Source organism: Mucilaginibacter rivuli (genome assembly GCF_019391655.1).
Lineage (GTDB): Bacteria > Bacteroidota > Bacteroidia > Sphingobacteriales > Sphingobacteriaceae > Mucilaginibacter > Mucilaginibacter rivuli.
In genome coordinates this window covers 348,138-370,933 of the sequence record NZ_JAHXPQ010000004.1, presented here as the reverse complement: position 1 = coordinate 370,933, position 22,796 = coordinate 348,138, and the positions used below count along the sequence as shown (strand labels likewise).

Sequence of the window (22,796 nt, the reverse complement as noted above, 5' to 3'; positions counted from 1 at the left end):
TAAGTGCCAAATACAAATTATGATACCTTTGTAATTTGCTAATAACGTGAATAAAACCATAACTGTGTTAGGATGTGGCTGGTTAGGGCTGCCTATAGCCATTAAACTTGTTGAAGCCGGCTGGAAAGTGAAGGGATCAACCACTACACCCGAAAAACTTGACTTGCTTTCGGCAAAGGGAATTGACCCATATTTAGTACAGCTTAACAAAATAAGCGCAATAAAACCGGGTTTTTTTGACAGCGATACGCTGCTTATTAACATACCACCTGCATTACGTAAGCAAACCGGGGGGGCGTACCTTGCACAAATGAGCCAATTGCAACAGGTGGTAAAAGCCAGCCCGGTAAGGCAGGTTCTGTTTATCAGCTCAACATCGGTTTACCCGGAATTAAATAAGGAAATTGAAGATACAACCGAAGTGGATACAGATAGCCCTCTGTATCAATCGGAACTGCTATTTACAAACCAAGCCGGGTTTAGCACAACAGTTATCCGTTTTGCAGGGTTGATAGGGCCGGGCCGCCACCCATCAAGGTTTTTTGCCGGGAAACAAGATATCCCAAACGGAAAAGCACCGGTTAATTTGATACACCTTTATGATTGTATCGGCTTAATTGAAGCGGTGCTGACACAACAAAAATTTGGTTATACCTACAATGCTGCGGCGGGTACACACCCTAAGAGGAGCGAATTTTATACAGCTGCCGCAAAACAAGCCGGTTTACCGCTCCCTGGTTTTATTGACGAACTGAAAGAATGGAAAATAATAAACGCCAATAAAATCATTGCCGACCTGGCCTATACTTTTGTTTATAATGACCTGACGGGCTGGGTAAATAAGCCCGATGCTTTACAGGGATAGTATTTCAACAATTTTTAAAAAGTTTGGGTTAATATCAACGTGGTGTTTTACAGCGTGCTCAAAGGGGGTGTAGGTTATTTCGTTATGCGTTATCCCTATCATTTCGCCTTTGCGGCCAGCTAATAAGGCCTCAACAGCGGCAACACCAACACGGCTTGCCAATACCCTATCCATACAGCTTGGGCGCCCGCCACGCTGTATGTGGCCCAGTATAGATACGCGGGTATCATAGTTTGGATATTTTTCCTTTACCTGGCGGCCTATTTCAAATGCGCCACCGGCTTCTTCACCTTCGGCAACCATCACTATTTTTGATGCCTTATCTTTACGGCCACGTTCAAGCCTGTCAAACAGGGCGGTAATATTGTTTTTTGTTTCGGGTATTAAAATAGCTTCGGCTCCGGCTGCTATACCTGTGCGGAGTGCTATCAGGCCAGAGTCGCGTCCCATTACTTCAATAATGAACAAACGTTCATGAGATTCTGCCGTGTCGCGTATTTTATCAACCGCGTCAATTACTGTATTTATTGCAGTATCATACCCAATTGTAAAATCGGTTCCCTGTAAATCATTATCAATTGTGCCGGGCAGGCCAATAAACGGGATATTATATTCCTGTCCAAAAATACGGGCGCCGGTAAAAGTACCATCGCCGCCAATGCCTACCAAAGCATCAACACCATTTTTTACCAATTGATTGTAAGCCATTTTACGGCCTCCAACAGTTTTAAACCCATCGCTGCGCGCTGTTTTTAAAATAGTACCACCGCGCTGAATAATGTTTGATACCGATTTACGGTCCATTGGTCCCATTTCGCCATGTATCATACCTTCGTAACCGCGGCGTATGCCTGTTACTTGAATATTATGATATAATGCGGTACGTACAACTGCCCTTATGGCAGCATTCATACCCGGGGCATCACCACCCGATGTAAAAACACCTATATTTTTAATTTGAGCCATCATTTTTTTTGTATGCGGCAATACCCGCGTCTAAAAATTTAATATAGTTATCTACGTCATAATTTGCTCCTTGTGGTTCAACGAGCACTTTTCCAATAGAATTTATAATAACGTAATACGGCTGCGAATTTACTTTAAATTTTGAAGCTTCATAATCGCTCCACTTTGCTCCGAGTGTAGTGATTTTTTTTAGACTGTATGTTGAGGTGTATTGTTCTGATGCATCGAGCGTGGTTTTATCATCAACATATAGTTCTAACATAATGAAATTATTTTTCAAACGTTTCATCACTTCCGGGCTTGGCCAAACATTTGTTTCCATCTTTCGGCAGTTTACGCAATTCCATCCCGTAAAGTCGATTAAAATTGGCTTTCCTGTTATTTTTGATACTTTTAAAGCTTGGTCGTAATCGTACCAGCCTTCTAAGCCTAACACTTTACCACGCTTAAATATCTCTTCATATTTTTTTACAGGAATTTTTTCGTTTGATTGTGATGCCGTTGAGGTTTCCGGAACTGAAGAAAATTGAAGATTATACAAGTTGAAATCCTGAGTCGCAGGTGGTGGTAAAAATGCACTTATCGATTTTAAAGGCGCCCCCCACAAACCTGGTATCATATACATGGTAAACGATAGCACTATCATAGCTATAAACACACGAGGAACCGAAAGATATTTAAGATCGCTGTCATGAGAAAACTTGAGTTTTCCCAATAAGTAAAGTACAAGTAAAATGCCAATGGCTATCCACAACGATAAAAACACTTCTCTGTCGAACCAATTCCAATGGTAGGCAAGATCAACATTAGATAAGAACTTAAGTGCGAACGCAATTTCAATAAAACCAAGGAAAACCTTGATGCTATTTAACCATCCACCAGATTTTGGAAGGCTTTGCAGGGCAGATGGAAATAACGAAAAAATAACAAATGGTAAAGCTAAAGCACTCGAGAAACCGAGCATACTTATTGCCGGACTGAGCTTTTCTCCGTTGGTAAAGGCAGCAGCAAGATCGCTTGCGACAACACCACCTGTGCATGAAAACGAAACTACTACCAATGTTAAGGCCATAAAGAAGATACCGATTAAGCCCCCCTTGTCCGACATGGTATCGACTTTATTTGCAAGCGATGAGGGCAATGATATCTCAAATGCTCCCAAAAACGAAATGCCGAAAATAACCAGCATTAGGAATATCAATAAATTAAATATGCCGTTGGTCGCAATGGCATTAAGCGTATCAGGGCCATAAAATGCACTCAAAACAAGACCTAAAGAAACATAGATGGCGATAATGGATAGGCCATATAACAAAGCCAGGCCAAAAGCTTTTTGCCGCGTTTTACCAAGTTTTGTAAAAAAACTTACAGTTAATGGTAAAAGCGGGTAAATGCAAGGCATTAATACGGCTAAAAGGCCGGAAGCAAATCCTGCCAAAAATATCTGCCACAAGGTTTTTTGAGCTTCATCTTTAACTATGGAAACTGTTGTTGCAGTCTTGTTTGCAGCAATCGTAGTCCCGTTAGCCGCTTTTTCTTTTCGCATAGCTATGCTATCAGCAGCGGTAGGTATGCTGGTAAATTGCAGATCGGTAGTATCAGCAGGCTTGCTTTGTGCCATGCTTATAACAGGGGCAAAGCAAATTAGGGCCATTAAAATTAATAACCGGTTGATATTTTTTTTCATGATGATGATAAGGGCGTTCCTTTTAAAGCCTGTTTTTATTTTACAGCGATGCTGAAATCAAGTTCTTCCGGAGGTAAGCATTTCTGGTCGTTACATGTCATGTATTCCAGTTTGCCCTTAACGGTAGCCTGGTTGGCATTGAGCTTAATTTTTTGCTGAAAGATAACGGCGTTCTCAAAATAAGTAACGTTCATGTTAAATGCTTTTTCGAATTTTTTTACCGGGGTTGGCTCCATAACCTTGCCAACAAGCGTAAACTGTTTTGATGGCGCAAAGGTAAAGCTGGTTTTTATAGGGCCGCCATCGCCAACGTTAAGCGAGTAGATATGCCAGTCGGGCTCTATAGTAGCTTTAAAATATACGGTAGCTTCGTTTTTGCCTGTTTTTTTTGCGGCGTAGCTCCACTTTACCGGTGTAAGTATTTGCGCGTAAAGCGATGACATAAATAGCAATGTTACTATTGATAAGCCTATTTTTTTCATTTGTGTTTATTTAAAAATTCTATTTCTTTAAAATTATATAGTCGTATACCGGTTGCGGTACTTACAATTAATTGTCCGTTTTTTTCAAACCCGGTAATCGTACCTTCAAAAACGCCATCCTTATCTTTAAACTGATGTGCCTCATTATACCAGTACAGCTGATTGATGTATAACGCTTTTAGCTGTTCAAAATTTCCGGCCCTGAGCATTAAATAAGCAGCCTCAATATTGGCACAAAGGTCTGACAATAAAGCTTTCAATTCATAATCTCTTTGTAATATCTGCTTTACTGATACCGGGTTTGGCACCCAGTCCGGAAAAACCTCCTGGTTTACATTCAAACCAATCCCAATAATAGCGTTTTTTATCCGTTCGCCTTGCACCATATTCTCAATTAATACCCCGCCAAGCTTGTTTTCACCAAAATAAATGTCATTTGGCCACTTTATTTTAGCAGACGGGCCTAAAACATTTTGCAAACATTTAATAATACCAACGCTTATCGCTACGTTTATATTAAATTGCTCGCTTAACGCAATAAAAGAGGGTTTAAGAAGGATACTGATGGTTAGGTTTTTTCCGGGTTCGCTGTTCCACTTGTTGTTTTGCTGGCCCCTGCCCGCATATTGGGCTTCTGCCATAATGACTGTACCTTCGGGTAATGGCGTGGAATTTGCCAAGCTTTCTTTAAGGAAGTTATTGGTTGAGTCAAGTTCGGTAATTGTCACCAAATTTTGTCCAACAAATAATCCCGAAAATGTGTTATTTTGCAATGTTTAATATTTAATTTTACGCAATACGCCCAAAACTAAATCTTTTTGATGGTAAAAAATAAAGTAATCAACGAATCAGCCGCTATTTCAGAATTAGCCGTTCACGGCATCCAGGAAAAAAAGGGAAATGATATCATCAGGCTCGACCTAAGAAACATCCACAGTTCAGTAGCTGATTATTTTGTGATATGCCACGCCGACTCGGCAACGCAGGTACGGGCAATAGCAAACAGTGTTGAAGACGAAATATATAAAGCACTCAAGGTAGACCCGCGCCATAAAGAAGGCCTGGAAAGCAGCGAGTGGATCATATTAGATTATTTTGATGTAGTGGTGCATATTTTCAGAACGGATAAACGCGAGTTTTATGGAGTTGAAGACCTGTGGGGGGATGCTGAAATTAAATTTTATAAGAGTGCTTAATAACCAAAAAAGGTTTAAAAATTACATGCACTAAGTTGAGCTTATACGAAATGAAAGACATTAAAACAGATACAAAAAAAACCGTTCGAAGAAACCCCAACAGAAAAATAGCCCCCAAGGCGCCAAAATTTAACTTTATGTGGTTTTATGCCGTAGTAATACTGGCATTATTGGTTGGAACCATTTTTATGAGCCAGCCCACCAGTAAAGAAATTGACCAGCAACGGTTTTTAAGCCAAATGCTGAAAAACCATGATGTTGACCATTTACAAGCTTACAAAAGCGGTGACCTGGTTTACGTAGAAGTGTTTTTGAAAGACGGGAGTAAAAATAAAACCGAATACGCCGACTCGAAAGTTAAAACAGGTTTAAACGTACCGCCGGCAGACGGCAGCCCGCAATATTATTTTTCGGCAGGATCATTCGATAGCTTACAAGCCGCTATCAACCTGGTTACAAAAGATTTCCCGGAAGGTGCCCCACCGCTTAAATTTGTTAACCACGAAAGCATTTGGAGCAACTGGTTGGTACAACTGGTGGTTTGCGGAGCGTTGTTAGCTGTATTCTGGATATTTATTATGCGCCGCATGTCGGGTGGTGCTGGTGGTGGCCCTGGTGGGCAGATCTTTAATATCGGCAAATCAAAAGCCACTTTATTTGATAAAGAGGCACAGGTAACCGTTACCTTTAATGATGTTGCCGGTTTAGAAGAAGCCAAATATGAGGTAATGGAAATTGTTGATTTCCTTAAAAATCCTAAAAAATACACTAACCTGGGTGGTAAAATACCCAAGGGTGCTCTACTGGTAGGTTCGCCGGGTACGGGTAAAACCTTATTAGCTAAAGCCGTTGCAGGCGAGGCCCATGTGCCTTTCTTCTCCTTGTCGGGATCTGATTTTGTGGAGATGTTTGTAGGTGTGGGAGCATCACGTGTTCGTGATCTGTTCCGCCAGGCAAAAGATAAAGCCCCATGTATCATATTTATTGATGAGATTGACGCTATTGGACGTGCCCGTGGTAAAAACAACATGATAGGCGGTAACGATGAGCGCGAAAATACATTGAACCAGTTGCTGGTGGAGATGGACGGTTTCGGTACCGATTCGGGTATCATTATCCTTGCTGCTACCAACCGCCCCGATGTATTGGACTCGGCATTATTGCGCCCGGGACGTTTTGACAGGCAAATATCAATTGATAAACCCGATCTGAACGGCCGCGAGCAAATATTTAAAGTACACTTAGGACCGGTTAAAACCGCCGCCGATGTGGATGCTAAAAAATTATCCGCACAAACACCGGGTTTTGCCGGGGCAGAAATTGCCAACGTTTGTAACGAAGCCGCCTTGATAGCTGCCCGTAAGGATAAGGAAGCTGTTGATATGCAGGATTTCCAGGATGCTATTGACCGTGTAATTGGCGGTTTAGAAAAAAAGAATACCCTGATAACCCCGGAAGAGAAACGTGTAGTTGCTTATCACGAAGCGGGCCACGCTATTGCAGGCTGGTTTTTGGAGCATACCGATCCGTTAGTTAAGGTATCAATAGTGCCACGTGGTGTAGCCGCTTTAGGTTATGCGCAGTATCTGCCTAACGAAAGATTTTTGGTAGCCAAAGAAGAGCTGATGGATGATATGATATTATCTATGGGTGGCCGCGTTGCAGAGGATATTGTATTTGGTAAAATTACTACCGGCGCCTTGAGCGACTTAGAGCGTATTACCCGCCTTGCTTACGGTATGGTGAAAATATACGGTATGAACGACAAGATAGGTAACCTGTCTTTCTATGATCCGCAAGGCGAAAATCAATTCAGCAAACCATACTCAGATACAACCGCCGAACTGATTGATTCGGAAGTGCGTAAATTGGTTGAATTGGTATATGCCAAAACTAAAGACCTGATCAATCTGCACCGCGATGGATTGGAATTGGTTGCTACTAAATTGTTGGAAAAAGAAGTACTGTTCCAAAGCGACCTGGAAGATCTTTTAGGCAAACGCCCGTTTGAAGGCCGTACTGCGTATGATAAATTTGTTAACGGAGAGCCTGTGGTTGTTGCTGAAGTTACCAGCGACACTAACGCGATACCGGATAGCTTACTTGATCCATCTAAAGATAATATGGCAGGTGATATAGTTTAATACTGCCTGGAATAAAGCAAGCCACCATGAAAAAACATGGTGGCTTTTTTATAATCGCATTTTTTAACGCAATTGAACCCGATAAAGCATTTTTTTATTCATATTTGCTTGCACGAGGCTGTACCGATTTTATAGATGAAGGATAATACCACAAGCAAAGAGCGGCTGTTAAAGAAAATACGCAAAGCATTATTAGAAAGGCGGGATAATCCTTACCCGAACCTGGAGGAGATGCCTTTGTACGCCCCTGCCGCCGAATTACCCGAAGTTATCTTTGCCGAGCAATTTACCGCGGTAGCGGGACAATTTGTTTTTTGCGAAGATGAGATACAGTTTATAGAAATACTGCTAAACCTTGCCGAAGAGCGTGAGTGGCGTAAAATATACTGCTGGGAGCCTGCCTTGCAAGAAATATTTAAAAAATACGAATACCCTTTTTTTGAGACCGACCGCGACTTTGAGCAAGCTGAGGTTGGCTTTACTTTATGTGAGGCGCTTATAGCCCGTAATGGCAGCATATTGGTATCAAACGCTAATGCCGCCGGGCGCAGGTTAGGTATTTATCCAAATGTACATGTTGTTGTGGCCTATACATCGCAATTGGTAATGGATTTGAAAGATGGGTTTAAACTGTTGAAAAAAAAATACGGGCATAATACACCTTCTCTTATATCCACCATAACAGGGCCAAGCCGTACAGCTGATATTGAAAAAACTTTGGTATTGGGAGCGCACGGCCCAAAAGAGTTATTTGTTTTTTTATTAGATGGCTAACTAACTGGCCTTGCGTACCTTTTTGTACGATTTGTGCAAGGTGTTTTGGTGCGGCTGCAGTTTAATAACATTTGGTTTTTCTGTTGGTAAAACCCTAACAGCTAATAATACTATGGCAAAACTAACTCCCAGTATTTCAAGTACACCGATAATTGTTGTAGGTATCATAGCTTAATCTCCCCGTCATTTAGTAATTAATAGCATTGCTTAAGGTTTATACGTAAACCGCATTGAACCCTTACATTCAATACGTTTTATACTAAGTATAACGATTTTGAGTTGATTTTGTTATGCAAGCATAGTAAAATAACTAAGATATTTTCTTAATTATTTAATTATGGGCATGAGCACGTTGTTGCCTGTGCCCAAAAACATAATGTTGATGGAGGCAATTGGTACATAGGTAGCGTTTAACGGGTAGCCAAAAAAGAAAGGTTCTAATCAAATAGCCCCTTCTAACCCGCATCTGGTAACCTTTATTGCAATGTTCGCATGTTTCTTTCCTGTATTTTTTATCGGCTTCCATAAAACATATCGTTATTGTACTTATAACGGAATTGGAAAGAAAAAAGTTTCAGGTATTTAATAAAATTTTTCCGTTAATTTTTAAAATTGCCACAAAGGAAAGTTTGTGAGACATTTGGGTTAATAAAATTAACAATTGTGAATAAAGTGCTATCGTGCCGGTTTTTACGAAGAAATGCAAAATTTGTGTATTTGCTGTCTTTTTCAAGCGTATTTCTAAGTGCTGCCTGGTGCTAATATTTGCACTTTACAACTTTATTGCGCAACTTTGCGATGCTTATAGAGAAAGACGGAGGGATTAGACCCTGCGATGTCTTAGCAACCTGTACTTACAAGGTGCTACATTCTACTAAGATCACACTTCGGGATCTTGGAAAGATAAGCGAAGGTCAATCTAACACCCGACTTTTCGAAATAAGCTTTTTTTGTTATCAGTTTCTGTTATATCTTTTCAGTTAGTTTCTGAAACCATATTGAACGGACAACTCGTAACCCGCAACAGACAACTCAATATGAGCATCAGACAAGAACTAAAAAAACGTATTCTCATTATCGACGGCGCGATGGGCACCATGATACAGCGGTATCAGCTCGCCGAAGCCGATTTTCGTGGCGAACGTTTTAAAGACCACCATAGTGACCTGCAGGGTAATAACGACCTGCTGAATATTACGCGCCCGGATGTGATAAAAGCCATCCATGCCGAATATTTGGAAGCAGGTGCAGACATTATCGAAACCAATACTTTCAGTACGCAGGTAATTTCGCTCGCGGATTATCATTTGGAGCCGCTGGCGTATGAATTAAGTTACGAAGGCGCACGCCTTGCCCGTGAGGTTGCGGATGAGTACACAGCTAAAAACCCGGATAAACCGAGGTTTGTAGCAGGTGCCATTGGTCCGACGAACCGTACCGCCTCTTTATCACCCGATGTGAATGACCCGGGCTACCGGGCCGTAACGTTTGATAACCTGGTGGATGCTTATTATGACCAGGTGCGTGGTTTAGTTGATGGTGGTAGTGATGTGTTGTTGATAGAAACCATTTTTGATACGCTGAACTCCAAGGCGGCTATCTTCGCCATTAAAAAATACGAAGAGGAATGTTTGGCGGCCGGTAAAACCTATCCTGCCTTTACTGCCGATGGGGGCATTATGATATCGGGTACCATTACCGATGCTTCGGGACGTACCTTATCAGGACAAACCGTTGAAGCTTTCTGGAACTCTGTGAAACATGCCAACCTGCTTTCTGTGGGTTTGAACTGCGCTTTGGGAGCCAAAGAAATGCGGCCCCACCTGGAAGAACTTTCCAATATTTCAGACGTGTTTATTTCGGCCTACCCAAATGCGGGTTTGCCAAATGAGTTTGGCGCATATGATGAAACCCCGCACGAAACCGCGCACCTGGTAGAAGATTTTATGGAAAGCGGCCTGGTAAATATTGCCGGTGGCTGTTGTGGTACCACTCCCGATCACATCCGATGTATCGCCGAAAAGGCTGCAAAAAATAAACCAAGGCCAATACCCGGTATTGAAGATCACATGCGCTTAAGCGGACTGGAAGCAGTTACCATAACCCCTGCCACCAACTTTGTGAATGTGGGCGAACGTACCAATATTACCGGTTCGCCAAAATTCTCGAAACTGATATTGTCTGAAGATTATGAGGCCGCTTTGGTTGTTGCGCGCCAGCAGGTGGATGGCGGCGCGCAGGTGATAGATGTGAACATGGACGAGGGTATGATAGACTCGGAAGCAGCGATGGTGAAATTCCTGAACCTGATCGCCAGCGAGCCGGATATTGCCAAGTTGCCTATCATGGTTGATTCATCAAAATGGACAGTGATCGAAGCGGGCTTAAAATGCTTGCAGGGGAAAGGTATCGTAAACTCCATCTCGCTAAAAGAAGGCGAAGAAAAGTTTAAGGAATACGCCAATAAAATATTGCAGTACGGTGCCGCCACTGTAGTGATGGCATTTGATGAGAATGGGCAGGCCGATAACTACGAGCGACGCATTGAAATATGTAAACGCAGCTATGATATTTTGGTGAACGAGGTAGGTTTCCCCCCGCAGGATATCATTTTTGACCCGAACATACTTACCGTTGCCACTGGTTTAGAGGAACATAACAACTACGCTGTTGATTTTATAAACGCAACGCGTTGGATAAAACAAAACCTGCCAGGCGCAAAAGTAAGCGGTGGTGTGAGCAATATTTCGTTCTCGTTCCGTGGTAATAACGTGGTGCGCGAGGCTATGCACTCCGCCTTTTTATACCACGCCATACAAGCCGGTATGGATATGGGCATCGTTAACGCCGGTATGCTTGAAGTATACGAAGAGATACCAAAACCGTTACTGGAAATGGTGGAAGACGTATTGCTGAACCGCAGAGCGGATGCTACCGAGCGCCTGGTTGAATTTGCCGATACTGTAAAAAGTAAGGGCAAGGAGATTGTTAAAGACGAAGAATGGCGTAAAGAACCTGTTGAAAAACGTTTATCGCACGCATTGGTAAAAGGTATTATTGAGTACCTGGATGATGATGTGGAAGAAGCACGCCAGAAATATGCCAAACCATTAGAGGTAATTGAAGGCCCGCTGATGGACGGTATGAACATTGTAGGCGACTTGTTTGGCGCCGGCAAGATGTTTTTGCCGCAGGTAGTAAAATCGGCAAGGGTAATGAAAAAGGCCGTGGCTTACCTTTTGCCATTTATTGAGCTTGAAAAACAACGTGTAATTGATGCTGGCGAAACCACCGGGCACGAACGCGCCAATGCAGGCAAGGTATTAATGGCCACTGTAAAAGGCGATGTACACGATATTGGTAAAAACATTGTTGGCGTGGTATTGGCCTGTAACAACTTTGAGGTGATTGACCTTGGTGTGATGGTGCCCGCGCAAAAGATAATAGACGAAGCCAAAGCGCAGAATGTTGACATCATTGGCTTGAGCGGTTTGATCACCCCGTCGTTGGATGAGATGGTGCATTTTGCCAAGGAGATGGAGCGCAATAACTTTACAATACCACTGATAGTTGGCGGAGCTACTACATCACGCATACATGCTGCTGTTAAGATAGCGCCGAACTACTCGGGCGCTGCCATACACGTGCTTGATGCATCGCGCAGTGTGACGGTTTGCAGCAGCCTGATGAATAAAGATAACCGCCATGGTTATATCCAGGGCATTAAAGATGAATACGAAAAAGCACGCGAAGCGCATTTGAATAAAAAGTCGGACAAGCGTTTTGTGAGTATTGAAGATGCCCGTAAACAACGCTGCGAGATCAACATGAACGGTGCTATCCCGCCAAGGCCAACCTTTACAGGCACTAAAGTATTTGAAGCTTTCCCGCTGGAAGAATTGGTGCCTTATATTGACTGGACACCGTTTTTTCATACCTGGGAGCTGCGCGGCAGTTTCCCTAAGATATTTGAAGATAAATACGTTGGCGTTGAAGCCAAAAAACTATATGATGATGCGCAGGCTTTATTAAAAGAAGTAGTTGATAACAAACTGCTGCAGGCAAATGGCGTTATCGGTTTTTGGCCGGCTAACAGTGTTGGCGATGATATTGAATTGTATACTGATGAGAGCCGCACAACTGTGCTCAAGCGCATTCACACGCTTCGCCAGCAGGCCGAAAAAGCAAAGGGTGAGCCATACTATGCCTTATCGGATTTTATAGCGCCTAAAGCCAGCGGAGTGCCCGATTACTGGGGCGGGTTTGCCGTTACGGCAGGTATTGGCTGCGATGAACTGGTAGCCAAATACGAGGCCGATCATGACGATTACAACAGCATTATGGCCAAAGCCATTGCCGACCGCTTAGCCGAAGCCTTCGCCGAAAAAATGCATGAACTGGTACGCCGCGACTATTGGGGCTATGCCAAAGAAGAACATTTGGAAGCCGAAGACCTGATCAAAGAAAAGTACCAGGGCATACGCCCGGCACCGGGTTACCCGGCTTGCCCGGACCATACCGAAAAGACTACGCTTTTTGAATTGCTGAAAGCCGAAGACAATGCCAATATGCACCTGACCGAGAGCTTAGCAATGACACCGGCTGCATCAGTAAGCGGATTTTACTTCGCGCACCCACAGGCCAGGTATTTTGGACTTGGTAAAATCAGTAAGGACCAAGTTGAAGAGTACGCGGTACGGAAAGGAATGGAGTTGGAGGAAGTTGAACGCTGGTTGAGTCCGAATTTGGCGTATTAGATTTGGTATCAAGTAGCAAGTATCAGGTATCAAGACGGAAGAAAAACATAATGCATAATTTTAAAGAGTTAAAGGTTTGGAGAGCAGGTATCGATTTATCGAAGTCGATATTTATCCTGACAAAAAAATTCCCGACAGAGGAGCGTTTTGGTTTAATATCGCAAATGACGCGGGCTGCTGTATCAATACCCTCAAATATTGCCGAAGGCTGTGGAAGAAAATCGAACAAAGAGTTATATCAATTTTTAAATATAGCTTTAGGTTCTGCATTTGAATTGGAGACGCAGTTGATTATAGCCAGGGAATTTGCCTATATCACAGATGAAAGTCTAAATACAAACGTAGGTTTAGTTACGGATATTCAAAAAATGATTATTGGTTTACAAAAAAGCCTTAACTAAATACTTGATACCTGATACTTGCTACTTGATACTACAATAATGAAAATAACAGAACACATTGCCAACGCTTACGGCAAAACTCTTTTCTCTTTCGAATTACTACCTCCTATAAAAGGGCAGAGCATACAGGGTATTTATAACGCTATCGACCCTTTAATGGAACTAAGGCCGCCTTTTATTGATGTAACATCTCTGCGTGAAGATCATATTTATAAGGAGCATGATAATGGCTTACTTGAAAAGGTAATTACCCGTAAACGCCCGGGTACAGTAGCGGTTTGTGCTGCTATTATGAATAAGTATAAGGTTGATGCCGTTCCGCATTTGATTTGTGGTGGCTTTACTAAGGATGAAACGGAGTACGCACTGATAGACTTGCAGTTTTTAGGCATCGATAACGTATTGGTATTGCGTGGTGATGCACGTAAAGCCGAATCGGGCTTTGTGCCTACGCCGGGCGGGCACGCTTTTGCTACAGACTTACTACAACAGGTAGTGAATATGAATAATGGCAAATACCTACATGATGATGTGACAGGTGGCGGCCAGGCTGATTTTTGCATTGGTGTAGCCGGTTACCCCGAGAAGCATTTTGAAGCACCAAATATGCAAACCGACTTTAAATATCTGAAGCAAAAGGTAGATATGGGTGCCAATTTTATTGTGACCCAAATGTTTTTTGATGTGCCTAAATACAAAGAGTTTGTAAACAACTGCCGTGCAAATGGCATTAATGTACCTATCATTCCGGGATTGAAACCAATCACAACTTCGAAACAATTAGTGGCTTTGTCTAAAATATTCCATATCGATATCCCTGTTGAACTGAGTGATGCTATTACATCATGCAGTAATGAGAAGGATGTGAAAGAAGTGGGTATACAATGGATGATACAACAATGTAAAGAGCTGATAGATTTTGGCGTTCCTGTACTACACTTTTATACCATGGGTAACCCCGAGCCTACTAAGCGTATTGCGCAGGCGGTGTTTTAATCTTCTTTAAATGTCATTTCGACCAGAGGGAGAAATCTTTACAAACCTGGCATTCATGCTTTGCATTGGCGCTACACTCGCTTGATAAAGATTTCTCCCTCGTGCCTCGTTTCGAAATGACAGGGTTTTTATTTGAGGGACTTCTCCAACTCTTCCCGTAATTTTTCGGCCGTGGTAAAATGTATCGACTCAATACCCAATGCTTCTGCAGCCAAAACATTACGCAGGTTATCATCAATAAACAAAGCTTCCGCAGGATTGATATTGTACCTATCTAATAACAATTGGTAAAATTCAGGGGCGGGTTTGCGAATACCTTCGTGGCCCGAAACTACGATACCGTCAAACCAATTCAAAAAATCGTATTTCGCTAAAGCTATCGGCCATGTTTCGACGGACCAGTTGGTGAGGGCGTAAAGCTTGTATTTGCCGCTTTGTTTAAGTTGGGTGAATATTTGGAGTGTACCTTCAATTGGTCCGTTAAGCATTTCATACCAACGGCCATAAAAAGCACGAATATTATCCTCGTACTCGGGGAACTGTTTAATTAATGCTTCGGTGCCATCCTTTACAGATCGGCCTGCATCCTGTTCCTCGTTCCAGTGCGGGGTGCAGATGTTGGTGAGAAAGTACTTCATTTCGGCCTCATCGTTGAATATCTTTTTGTAGAGATGTTCGGGGTGCCAGTCGATAAGGACAGCGCCGAGGTCGAAGATGAGAGTAGTGATCATGGTTAAATGTAGTTAGATTTGACAACTTTTTAGTTGTCAAATCTTTACAGGTTGATAAGCATGCCGCAAATTAGCATAACGGCAATATCTTGTTTAGGATTGCTTCGTGCCTCGCAATGACGCGTCGGTTATTGGATTACGCGTTTTTCAATAGCCACCTCTTAAATCCATCAAAATCTTTACTCAAAGGCACTGACAGGCTTTCCTTGCCTTCCATTTCTTTTACAGATTCCGGCACTACAATTTTAGCGCTAACCTCTTCATTAAATACTTCAGGGAATTTGCATGGGTGAGCTGTGGATAAGAAAACACCTGTTGCTTTGGTATCGAGATGTTTTAATTGCCATTCCTGTAAGGCGCGCCATGCGATGGCGGTGTGCGGGCACATCACATAATCATAAGCTACAAATGCCGCATTGATAGATTCGACGGTTTGCTCATCGTTATAGGTATAGCCGGTGATGAGTTGTTTTAGATCATCAAGCTTATCTTCGAACAGGTGCGATATGCGGACCCAGTTGCTTGGCGCACCAACATCCATAGCGTTTGATAACGTAGCTACAGACGGTTTTGGTTGATAAACGCCACTGTTCAAATACTCAGGTACAGTATCGTTAGCGTTGGTTGCAGCTAAAAACTGTTTAACAGGGAGCCCCATTTTCCAGGCTAATAGGCCCGCGCCAATATTGCCAAAGTTACCGCTTGGTACCGAGAATACGATATCGTTTTTACCCTGGCGCAATAGCTGGGCATAGGCGTTAAAGTAGTAGAATGTTTGTGGGATGAGTCGCGCTATGTTGATAGAGTTGGCTGATGTGAGGCGGAACTTCGCGTTCAATTCATCGTCAACAAAGGCGGCTTTAACCAGGGCCTGGCAATCATCAAAGGTGCCGTCCACCTCAATAGCACGTATGTTTTGACCGTTGGTGGTGAGTTGCTGCTCCTGTATGGGGCTAACTTTGCCTTTGGGGTATAATATGGTTACACGGGTATTAGGTACGCCTAAAAAGCCGAGGGCTACCGCGCCGCCCGTATCGCCGGAGGTGGCTACCAATACATCCAGCATTTTTTCGCCATCGCGTAAAAAGTAGCTCATTACCCGGCTCATAAAGCGGGCGCCGAAATCTTTAAAGGCTAATGATGGCCCGTGGAAGAGTTCGAGTACGTATACATCCTCCTCCAGCTTTACTACGGGTGCATCAAAATTGATCGCATCGTCGATAATAGCTTTCAGGTCTGCTTCGGGAATTGATCCCGCAAGGATATTTTTAGCTACTTCGAAAGCTATCTCCGGAAGGGTGTAGCTGCCTAAGTTATTGATAAACTCATCGCTAAGCTTAGGTATGGTAAGCGGCATGTACAAGCCACGATCTTGCGGTAGGCTGTTAAATACGGCCTCTTTAAAAGGCACTTCAACCTGCGGACTGTTGGTACTGTAAAAATTCATTATCCTATAATTTTAGGTCCCTGCTCGTTAACGGCAGATACGTAAGCATTGCTGTTAATATGCAGGCCTGTTAAATGTTGTTGTATTTTGTTGGTGATGTTGTGCGCGGTTTGCTCATCCTTCGCGAAAGCGAAAACCGACGGGCCGGAACCCGATATCCCAAAGCTGATAGCACCCTGCTCATGAGCCATTTCGCGGAGTTTGTAAAAATCGGGTATGAGGATAGAGCGGGTAGGTTCCACCAGAACATCCTGCATGCTGCGGCCTATCAGGTCGAGGTCGTTCATGAACAGGCCGCTTACTAAACCAGCTATGTTACCCCATTGGATAACGGCATCTTTTAACAAAACCTTACTGCGGATCATCTGGCGGGCGTCTCTTGTGGGTACATCCACATCTGGGAATACGATGGCGCAATATAAACCCTTTGGTACGGGTAGTTTGATGATGTCGAGCGGCTCGTAACTTCTTATCAAAACAAAGCCGCCTAATACGGCGGGAGCTACGTTATCGGCATGGCCAAAACCGCAGGCCAGTTCCTCGCCTTTCATAGCGAAGGGAACAAGGTCCATCGGGGTCAAATAATTATCAAGCAGGCTATTGATGGCGAACAATCCTGCCACGGTACTTGCCGAACTTGAACCAAGTCCGCTGCCGATGGGCATTTTTTTGTAGAGTTCTATCTCCACACCAAAATGGTTACAGCCTATATGGTTTAAATAGTGTTGTACACTTGCACTCACGGTGTTTTTTTCGGCAGCCAGGGGCAGTTTACCACCATCGCCTTCAATTTTGGTGATCACAACGCCGGGTTTTTCGGTCAGGCGCATGATCACTTCATCGCCGGGTGCATCTACCGCGAAACCGAGTACATCAAAACCACATACTACGTTAGCTACTGTTGCCGGGGCGAATACTTTTATACTTTTCATTATTTTATACTATCCGTCATTTCGCCCAACGGGAGAAATCTTTACAAACTTTGCATTCCTAAGATGCATTGGCGCTTAAACCGCTTTGTAAAGTTTTCTCACTCGTACCTCGTTTCGAAATGACAAGGTTTTATTTTTTGTCTTGACTCTTGATTATTGCCTCTCTCTAATTCCCTACATTCACAATATCCGCAAACACTCCTGCGGCGGTAACTTCGGCGCCTGCGCCCGGGCCTTTTACTACCAGTGGCCTTTCGATATACCGTTCAGTGGTGAAGGATATGATGTTATCGCTTCCCGAAAGGGTATAAAAAGGATGATCTTCGCCAACCATTTGCAAGGTGATGGATACTTTGCCATCTTCCAGCTTACCAATGTAGCGCAATACTTTGCCCTGGCTTTCGGCTTTGGCGTTCATATCAGCAAAGAATTTAGTTTCGTTATTCAGTTCAGTGTAGAAGTCGGCAACAGTACCCGCATCAAGGCAAGATTGCGGCAACATGCTTTCTATCTCTACGTCGCCCGGTTCTAAAACATAACCTGCATCGCGGGCCAGGATTAGCATTTTGCGCATAAAGTCGGTGCCGCGCAGGTCATCGCGCGGATCGGGTTCGGTGTAGCCTTTGTCCTGCGCGGTTTTTACCACATCATGGAAAGTTACGCCGCCTTTAAAGTTGTTAAAGATATATGATATGGTTCCCGAAAGGATAGCTTCGATGCGGATAACACGGTCGCCGCTCATCATCAGGTCTTTCAAAGTACGTACTATTGGCAAGCCTGCGCCAACGTTGGTTTCGTAATAAAAATCAACACCGTGTTTGCGGGCGGTATCTTTAAAGGTTTTGTATTGGGTATACGATGCTGAGTTGCCTATTTTGTTGCAGGTTACTACCGATATATTGGCCTCAAATACGCTTTGGTAAAAGCTTATTGGCGTAGGGCTGGCGGTATTATCTACAAACACACAGTTAGGCAGGTTCATCTGTTTCATTTGCTCGATAAACGCAGGAAGATCGGCAGCGGTGGCTGATGCCTCTAATTTATCTTTCCAGTTATCCAGGTTGATGCCATCACTGTCAAACATCATTTTACGGGTATTGCTAATGCCCGCTATTTTTATCTGGATGCCATTATGTTGTTTTAAAAACTCGGTATGGTTGTTTAACTGACGGAACAAAGTTGTACCAATATTGCCTGTACCCAAACAAAATACATGCAGGGTTTTGTTAAGCTCAACAAAGAAAGCATCGTGAACGGCATTCAGAGCCTTGGCCAGATCGCCGCGGGAAATGATAACCGAGATATTGTATTCGGATGAGCCTTGTGCTATGGCACGAACGTTGATACCGTTGCGGCCCAGTGCATGGAACAGCTTGCCGGATACGCCGGGTGTATGTTTCATGTTTTCGCCTACGATAGCTAAAACCGAAAGGCCATCCTCAACATCGGGGCTTTCTAATTTTTTAGCCAGTACTTCCAGTTCAAACTCGTGCTCAATGAGTGCTTTAGCTTTAAGCGCATCTGCCGGGTTAACGGCAAAAGTAATGCTATGCTCTGATGATGATTGGGTGATAAGTATCACGCTGATCTGCTCGCGGGCAAGCATGCTGAATAAGCGGCCGCTAAAGCCTGCTTTGCCAACCATACCACTACCCTGAACATTTAGAATGCTGACCTCGTTAATAGACGAGATGCCTTTGATAGGCAGGTTTGATAAACCACAATCATGCTTAATGTATGTGCCGCCAAAAGAGGTATCGAAAGTGTTGAGGATAACAATAGGGATCTTTTTCAGGAAGGCCGGTATCATGGTTGGCGGGTAAATTACCTTCGCACCAAAAAATGAAAGCTCCATGGCCTCAGTGTACGATAGCTCGGGCAGCGAGAACGCTTTTTTTACCATGCGAGGGTCGGCGGTCATCATGCCGTTCACGTCGGTCCAGATCTGTATCTCTTCGGCATTTAATGCCGAGCCAAATATGGCCGCTGTATAATCGCTTCCGCCACGGCCCAGGGTGGTAACACGGCCGGCATCGTTACTTGCTATAAAACCTGTCACGAACAATAACTTGTCTTTATTCTCACCATAAAAATTACGGATGAGCATTTCGGTAAGCTCCATATTCACCTTGGCATAACCAAAAGCACTGTCGGTTTTTATCAGATCGGCAGCGTTAACAAATACCGCGTTGCTAAAATGCTGGGCAGCAATTTTACTGATCATGAAAGCAGAGCAACGCTCGCCGTAGCTTAGTATCAGGTCGCGGGTTTGGGCGGTTAGTTCGCGCAGGCTGTAAACACCCTGCAACAGGTCTTCCAGCTCATTGAAGTAAATTTTAAGGCGGGTAAATACGGGGTTTTGGGCCTGTACTTCCATCAGCTCTTTTATCACATCAAAGTGTTTGCGTTCCAGTTCGGCAAGCTGGGCGGTAAAACTTTCGCCCACGGCAGCGCTTTCGGCCATTTTTACCAGCAGATTAGTTACGCCGCTCATGGCAGAAAGTACCGTTACCGGGTTGCCGCCGTTTGTACCTTGCTGCTTTAAGATGCTGAGTACTGTTTTGATACTACCTGCCGAGCCTACCGATGTGCCCCCGAATTTTAGAACTTTCATTTTTTTAAAGTGAGTGGTTGATTAGGTTGATTTGGTGGGTAGTTGGCAGAACAAGAGTTAGTTTTTTCACCTAACTGCTCACTCAATCAACTATTCACTTAATCAACCTTTTCACCAATGTAATAAATACAAAAAGCCTTTCTCTTGTGGAGGAAGGCTTCTTTATGGTTTTGTCATTTACTATTCCAATAGTTACCCTTCTCCGTGCGTGTTGCCGGTGGTTGTTGTAATTGTTGTTGTAGTAATTGATGTGTTAAATAGCATGTTAATTTGTAACCCTTTGGTTTACGGGTGTAAAGAAAGCAGTATTTTTTTAAAATAGCAAACCGAAAATAATTTTTTTATATAATGTATATGGGATTGGTGGGGAATGGTTTTGTTTCTTTAGTATGGAGTGGCAAAAACAGTGGCAGTTGTTGGCACACGCGTCACGCGTGCGCCAACGATGGAGTCTGTTGAAACCTTGCGAGTGCATGAAAAAGGGTTTACTTCTTAAATTCAACACGACGATTTAGCATGCGACCTTCTTCTGTAGAGTTATCTGCAATGGGGTTGGTTTCTCCATATCCTTTAATTCGTAAGTATTTAGCATCAACTCCTGAATTAACCAGATATGTTTTTACTGAGTTTGCCCTATCTTTCGATAACATTAAATTATGGGCCGCTGTTCCTTCAGACGAGGCATACCCTGCTATGGTTACAGTTTTATTAGAGCCTCGTAAATCAGCTGCGATTGCATCTAACAATGGATACGCGTTGGTATGCAACACCGATGAGTCAAAATCGAATTGAATATTTGAATATGCTGCTGCAGCGAGAGGTGGAATTGGACCTGGGGTGCAATCACAGGCTTTATTTAAAATAACCTCATTTGCCTTTATCTTAAACCTGGGTGTGACAGGCCCATAACAAGGATAATAATCATTGGTGGCGGGGAAATAAACTATTTATTTTCCTGTCCGTCAGCATCCCGCAAATAACGGTATTGTGCATGGGGCGGTTGAGCATACACTTTGGCCAAACAAAACACAAAAATAAATAGCAGTATCTTTTTCATAGTTCATTATTTAGTAATCTTCGCTAATTCAATGGTTTCTTTCTTTACAATATATATAATAGGAACATAATGGGCATAACTCTTTTCAGTAAGACCAGTTTTTGGCAGCAAAACAAAATATTCTTCTTTACTCAAGGCCACCAGTCTTAGATTTTCATTTTCATTTTGCTTTAACATGAAAAATTTGCAGCTGGTAGAGTCAACAGGCCTCGCTTCGTTACTTGTTTTCGAATTGCGGTCATCTTTAAACATGAACTGAATGCTCTTTAAATAATGCGCGGGGTCTATCAGCGCATTCTTGCAATCATGTTGGGCCGCTTTTTGTGATACGTAAAATATTAAAGGAAAGAGCAATATTACGCCCAAAGGGATCAGTTTTTTTATAGTTGTGGAAATATGTTTAAAAAACGATACTGCAGTTACAACAATAAGGAATAGAATCAAATAAACCTTACCTGTATTAAATCCGAAAATAAAAACGTTAGCCGCATATATCAGAATATTATAAATGTCAAGATCAACAGCCTTTAATGGTATCCCAAAGCCACCCAAATAAAAATAGATATAAAGCCACCCGGCGAAATATAAAAATACAGCCATTACAAATGCTATATCACGTGCGTTTTTTAAATAGTCTACAGATGGTTTTTCTTGTGGTTCAGCCTTGTTTTTTATTCCGGTCATGTTGATAATTGAAAAAAACCTTAGTGAAATCGCACTCAGGTTTTTGATATATATAAATGAATTTTATTATAACAAGCACAACTATTTATGCGGACAGAATAACTTCTATGATCAACCGGGGAGAATGATACATAAAAATACATAAATAAAACAAACAATACAATTATTTTTTATACGCGCAAAGGTCCTGATAAATCAGCCTCAGCATATAAGTAGAGTGTGGGTATATGGGATTGGTGGGAAATGTTTCATTAGTGTGGAGAGGCGGGAGCAGTGGCAGTTGTTTTACTCATGCGGCACGCGTGGGCCAGTGGTTGTTAGTGTGTTGTTGTAAATCAGATCAATTATTTACATTCGTAACTATGTTAAAGAACATAAGAACTATCGTTCCAATATTGGCTTCTCAATTTATTGATGTTGACGATGACATTGAACTCGAAACAGATTATAATAAGTTTGTAATTGACAAAAAGGGTCTACTTGGCGGTTTCTACAAATACATAGATAAGCTTCATGATAGTTGGATAATAAATACAAATATTAGTGCCGATACTTATTCTATTACTTTAAACGATTTTACCACACATGTTTTTGCTGATGCTCTGGTTGAAAGTAAAGGGTTACGACTTAATAGTGACAAGCTTGTGTTCCCAATTCGACTTGATTTTCAAACCACAGATATTTCCTATAATACAGTTGACGATGATGGGAATATCAGCCAGATGGAATTAACCCTAATCGATGAATATTTAGCAGAGCAAGTGATAAAAATAACTGATGGGATAATAGAGATTGGATTAGTTGCCTGGAAGAACGGCGCGCCGGGTAAAAGGATTTTAATATTAATTAATGCTAAATCAATTTCGGTAAGAGATGATAGAGACGAAGCGTGGACAAAAATATTTACGTCGAAATATGATCAATATTACAAGTACTTTATATCGCAACTTGAAAAAGGAATATTTTTATCTGACGTTACGAAATGTAAAAAATTGATAGACGAGTTTGATAAAAATTAATAATTGTATTTGGGCATTTCCCCGATGAAGGATTGGGACTGGTA

The 22,796-nt window shown here is 42.6% G+C and carries 19 protein-coding genes and 1 riboswitch; of the genes, 8 read left to right on the top strand and 11 right to left on the bottom strand.

Going from position 1 to position 22,796, the window contains the following annotated elements; all coding sequences use genetic code 11:
• The first annotated feature begins 46 nt into the window (after positions 1–46).
• Entirely contained in the window at positions 47–865 is an 819-nt protein-coding gene (locus KXQ82_RS11515; protein ID WP_219488525.1) for an SDR family oxidoreductase, read from the top strand.
• Here the strand turns inward: KXQ82_RS11515 and pfkA are convergent.
• Genes pfkA through KXQ82_RS11495 form a run of 4 tightly spaced genes read right to left on the bottom strand, consistent with a single transcriptional unit; the run spans position 854 to position 4,773 of the window.
• Positions 854–1,831, bottom strand: coding sequence for a 6-phosphofructokinase (gene pfkA / locus KXQ82_RS11510; protein ID WP_219488743.1), 978 nt, complete (start codon positions 1,829–1,831; stop codon positions 854–856). The two genes, KXQ82_RS11515 and pfkA, sit on opposite strands and share 12 nt — an antisense overlap.
• On the bottom strand, positions 1,818–3,518 hold the full coding sequence (locus tag KXQ82_RS11505) for a protein-disulfide reductase DsbD family protein (RefSeq protein WP_219488524.1): 1,701 nt from the start codon (positions 3,516–3,518) through the stop codon (positions 1,818–1,820). Before KXQ82_RS11505 ends, pfkA begins: the two co-directional genes overlap by 14 nt.
• A gap of 35 nt (positions 3,519–3,553) precedes the next feature.
• Positions 3,554–4,000, bottom strand: coding sequence for a protein-disulfide reductase DsbD N-terminal domain-containing protein (locus KXQ82_RS11500; protein WP_219488523.1), 447 nt, complete (start codon positions 3,998–4,000; stop codon positions 3,554–3,556).
• A complete protein-coding gene (locus KXQ82_RS11495; RefSeq protein WP_219488522.1) occupies positions 3,997–4,773 on the bottom strand; it encodes a biotin--[acetyl-CoA-carboxylase] ligase in 777 nt (258 codons plus the stop codon). The genes KXQ82_RS11500 and KXQ82_RS11495 overlap by 4 nt, the downstream gene beginning before the upstream one ends.
• A 48-nt stretch (positions 4,774–4,821) precedes the next feature.
• Here KXQ82_RS11495 and rsfS point away from each other — a divergent pair, with 48 nt between their 5' ends.
• The 3 genes from rsfS to KXQ82_RS11480 all read left to right on the top strand — a co-directional run bounded on the left by rsfS (position 4,822) and on the right by KXQ82_RS11480 (position 8,114).
• Positions 4,822–5,196: a ribosome silencing factor gene (gene rsfS, locus KXQ82_RS11490; RefSeq protein ID WP_219488521.1), complete on the top strand. Its 375-nt coding sequence runs from the start codon at positions 4,822–4,824 to the stop codon at positions 5,194–5,196.
• 50 nt (positions 5,197–5,246) lie between these two features.
• Entirely contained in the window at positions 5,247–7,340 is a 2,094-nt protein-coding gene (ftsH, locus tag KXQ82_RS11485; protein WP_219488520.1) for an ATP-dependent zinc metalloprotease FtsH, read from the top strand.
• Positions 7,341–7,475: 135 nt separating this feature from the next.
• Positions 7,476–8,114, top strand: a complete 639-nt coding sequence (locus KXQ82_RS11480; protein ID WP_219488519.1) for a LutC/YkgG family protein — start codon at positions 7,476–7,478, stop codon at positions 8,112–8,114.
• Here KXQ82_RS11480 and KXQ82_RS11475 read toward each other — a convergent pair whose 3' ends face one another.
• Complete coding sequence (locus KXQ82_RS11475) at positions 8,115–8,282, bottom strand: hypothetical protein (RefSeq protein WP_219488518.1); 168 nt, start codon at positions 8,280–8,282, stop codon at positions 8,115–8,117.
• Positions 8,283–8,913: 631 nt separating this feature from the next.
• Positions 8,914–9,024, top strand: a riboswitch (SAM riboswitch).
• A 127-nt stretch (positions 9,025–9,151) separates the two neighbouring features.
• On the opposite strand from KXQ82_RS11475, the gene metH reads away from it, so the two are divergent.
• Genes metH through KXQ82_RS11460 form a run of 3 tightly spaced genes read left to right on the top strand, consistent with a single transcriptional unit; the run spans position 9,152 to position 14,268 of the window.
• A complete protein-coding gene (gene metH, locus KXQ82_RS11470; RefSeq protein ID WP_219488517.1) occupies positions 9,152–12,871 on the top strand; it encodes a methionine synthase in 3,720 nt (1,239 codons plus the stop codon).
• 50 nt (positions 12,872–12,921) lie between these two features.
• The gene (locus KXQ82_RS11465; RefSeq protein WP_219488516.1) at positions 12,922–13,272 is read left to right on the top strand and encodes a four helix bundle protein; all 351 of its coding nucleotides are present in this window, start codon (positions 12,922–12,924) and stop codon (positions 13,270–13,272) included.
• Positions 13,273–13,311: 39 nt separating this feature from the next.
• Positions 13,312–14,268 carry a methylenetetrahydrofolate reductase gene (locus KXQ82_RS11460; protein ID WP_219488515.1) on the top strand — a complete coding sequence of 319 codons (957 nt, stop codon included), beginning with the start codon at positions 13,312–13,314 and terminating at the stop codon, positions 14,266–14,268.
• Between the two features lie 128 nt (positions 14,269–14,396).
• On the opposite strand, the gene KXQ82_RS11455 is transcribed toward KXQ82_RS11460, so the two are convergent.
• The 6 genes from KXQ82_RS11455 to KXQ82_RS11430 all read right to left on the bottom strand — a co-directional run bounded on the left by KXQ82_RS11455 (position 14,397) and on the right by KXQ82_RS11430 (position 21,733).
• On the bottom strand, positions 14,397–14,999 hold the full coding sequence (locus KXQ82_RS11455) for an HAD family hydrolase (protein WP_219488514.1): 603 nt from the start codon (positions 14,997–14,999) through the stop codon (positions 14,397–14,399).
• Between the two features lie 136 nt (positions 15,000–15,135).
• Positions 15,136–16,446: a threonine synthase gene (thrC, locus tag KXQ82_RS11450; protein WP_219488513.1), complete on the bottom strand. Its 1,311-nt coding sequence runs from the start codon at positions 16,444–16,446 to the stop codon at positions 15,136–15,138.
• Entirely contained in the window at positions 16,446–17,378 is a 933-nt protein-coding gene (locus KXQ82_RS11445) for a homoserine kinase (RefSeq protein ID WP_219488512.1), read from the bottom strand. Before KXQ82_RS11445 ends, thrC begins: the two co-directional genes overlap by 1 nt.
• 166 nt (positions 17,379–17,544) lie before the next feature.
• A complete protein-coding gene (gene thrA / locus KXQ82_RS11440) occupies positions 17,545–19,992 on the bottom strand; it encodes a bifunctional aspartate kinase/homoserine dehydrogenase I (protein WP_219488511.1) in 2,448 nt (815 codons plus the stop codon).
• Between the two features lie 485 nt (positions 19,993–20,477).
• On the bottom strand, positions 20,478–20,786 hold the full coding sequence (locus tag KXQ82_RS11435; RefSeq protein WP_369412444.1) for an OmpA family protein: 309 nt from the start codon (positions 20,784–20,786) through the stop codon (positions 20,478–20,480).
• 269 nt (positions 20,787–21,055) lie between these two features.
• Positions 21,056–21,733: a hypothetical protein gene (locus KXQ82_RS11430; RefSeq protein WP_219488510.1), complete on the bottom strand. Its 678-nt coding sequence runs from the start codon at positions 21,731–21,733 to the stop codon at positions 21,056–21,058.
• A 362-nt stretch (positions 21,734–22,095) separates the two neighbouring features.
• Between KXQ82_RS11430 and KXQ82_RS11425 the strand changes: the two genes are divergently transcribed.
• Entirely contained in the window at positions 22,096–22,752 is a 657-nt protein-coding gene (locus KXQ82_RS11425) for a hypothetical protein (protein WP_219488509.1), read from the top strand.
• Positions 22,753–22,796: the final 44 nt, after the last annotated feature.